General features: G+C 59.5%; 2 protein-coding genes. Both read left to right on the top strand.

The window, feature by feature from the left end; genetic code table 11:
* Positions 1-193, top strand: a 193-nt coding sequence (locus P3T21_RS38350; RefSeq protein WP_429261048.1) for a hypothetical protein, incomplete at its 5' end; no start/stop codon positions are given.
* Positions 194-278: 85 nt separating this feature from the next.
* Complete coding sequence (locus P3T21_RS38345) at positions 279-1,292, top strand: IS110 family transposase (RefSeq protein ID WP_429261047.1); 1,014 nt, start codon at positions 279-281, stop codon at positions 1,290-1,292.
* Positions 1,293-1,748 lie beyond the last annotated feature (456 nt).

The following is a 1,748-nucleotide window of genomic DNA, read 5'->3' as shown; positions in this document are numbered from 1 at the left end:
CTGCCGCACAGCCCGGCAGCCGATGCACCCTGCCTGCGCGAACGCCTCGTGGTCGAACGTCGAAATTCCGCACGTGAAAGGCCGCCCGCTTCATGAGGCCGGTGACAAATTTAATTCGCGTAGTCCGAACGCTTGTCCAGCAAGGCTGGACCATTACGCGAACGCCGCCTTGTCGCGAGTTGATAATCATTGAAAGGCCTCCTGGCCGCCCCAAGGAGGGGGCGGCCAGGGTCTAGAGTTGAGATGCGACGCTCAACCGACCCGTTCAGGAGGCTGAAATGAAGTTTAGCGGAATTGATCTGCACTCGAATAACGCCGTGGTCGCCGTGATCGACGACCAAGATCGGGTGCTGTACTGCAAGCGGTTAGCCAACGATCTTTCACTGATTGTGGCAGCACTGGTGCCTTGGCGTGCCGAACTGCAGGGAGTGGTGGTGGAATCGACGTTCAACTGGTACTGGCTCGTCGACGGACTGATGGCCGCCGGCTTTGCCGTCCATCTGGCCAACACGGCGGCCATCAAGCAGTACGAGGGCCTGAAGTACGCCGGTGACGAACGCGACGCCGTATTCCTGGCCCACGTCTTCCGGCTCGGACTGCTACCTGAAGGCTACATCTATCCGCCGCAGGAGCGCGGGTTGCGTGACCTCGCGCGCAAGCGCATGCAGCTTGTACAGCAACGCACCCTGCACATCCTCAGTATCGAAAGCCTGCTGGCCAGACAGTTGAACGTGCGCATGAACGGCGACCATGTCCAACGTCTCGACGACGCGGCGGTACACGCACTTGCGCTGCCGCCGCATGTCGAGCGCTCGCTGATGGCAAACCTGACGGTATTGCGCACACTGCGTGTGGAGATTGCCTCCCTCGAAACCCTCCTCCATCAGGAAGTGAAATTGCGCGCGGAGTTCGAGATCCTGAAGACCACGCCCGGAATCGGCGATGTGCTTGCTGCGACCATCATGCTCGAGACAGGGACCATCAAGCGATTTCCTGGCGTTGGCCATTTCAGCTCCTATTGCCGGTGCGTCGAGAGCAAGCGGATATCTAACGGGAAGAAAAAGGGCGAAGGCAATACAAGGAACGGCAACAAGTATCTCGCCTGGGCGTTCATCGAGGCCGCAGCGATCGCGCTCCGAACCTGCCCGCAGGCGCGACGCTTTTATGAACGCAAGAAGGCGAAGCGCCTGCCCGTGGTCGCGATGAAGGCACTTGCGCACAAGCTGGCGCGCGCGGCCTACTACATGATGCGGGACGACAAACCCTTCGAGGTTCAACGATGTTTTGGTTAAGTTTGGCGGGGGGCCGCGAGCCCGATAAATGTGTTGGTACCAAACCAGTGAGTTGATTGGGCCCAGCCTCCGGCCATCCCGTTGTAGCCACCACTGAGACGCCCAGACCATGAGCCGACAACAGTCTGGTGCCCGCACATGGGTAACCCTGGAATTGTCATGTACTCCTGGACATTGGCCTGGCACCGACGGTTTTCTGGAGCTCGATGTGAGCCAGGGGCAAACGCCAGATCAGCGGCGCTCGCCTTGATCCCGATGGGTGACTGGTGCGGATCAGTTCCGCAACCACACAGACGAGAAACCGGACGCGTCATGTGCTTCGCTGCGCGGTGTGGCCCAGACCGTTTGCAACGGCGCAAGACAATGCGCCAAGGAGACGATTTACCCGTTTACCTCGGCCTTTCAATGGGTGACAGAATTACTGTCGCAACGGTGACAAATTTAATGCGGTCTACG

The organism is Paraburkholderia sp. GAS334, assembly GCF_050436625.1.
Lineage (GTDB): Bacteria > Pseudomonadota > Gammaproteobacteria > Burkholderiales > Burkholderiaceae > Paraburkholderia.
The sequence above is the reverse complement of the archived record's forward strand: the minus strand, read 5'-3'. Positions and strand labels throughout refer to the sequence as shown.

What these genes read in the sequence shown, in the direction of transcription:
- P3T21_RS38345 (WP_429261047.1), top strand. Translation starts at nt 279, where the DNA reads ATGAAGTTTAGCGGAATTGATCTGCACTCGAATAACGCCGTGGTCGCC.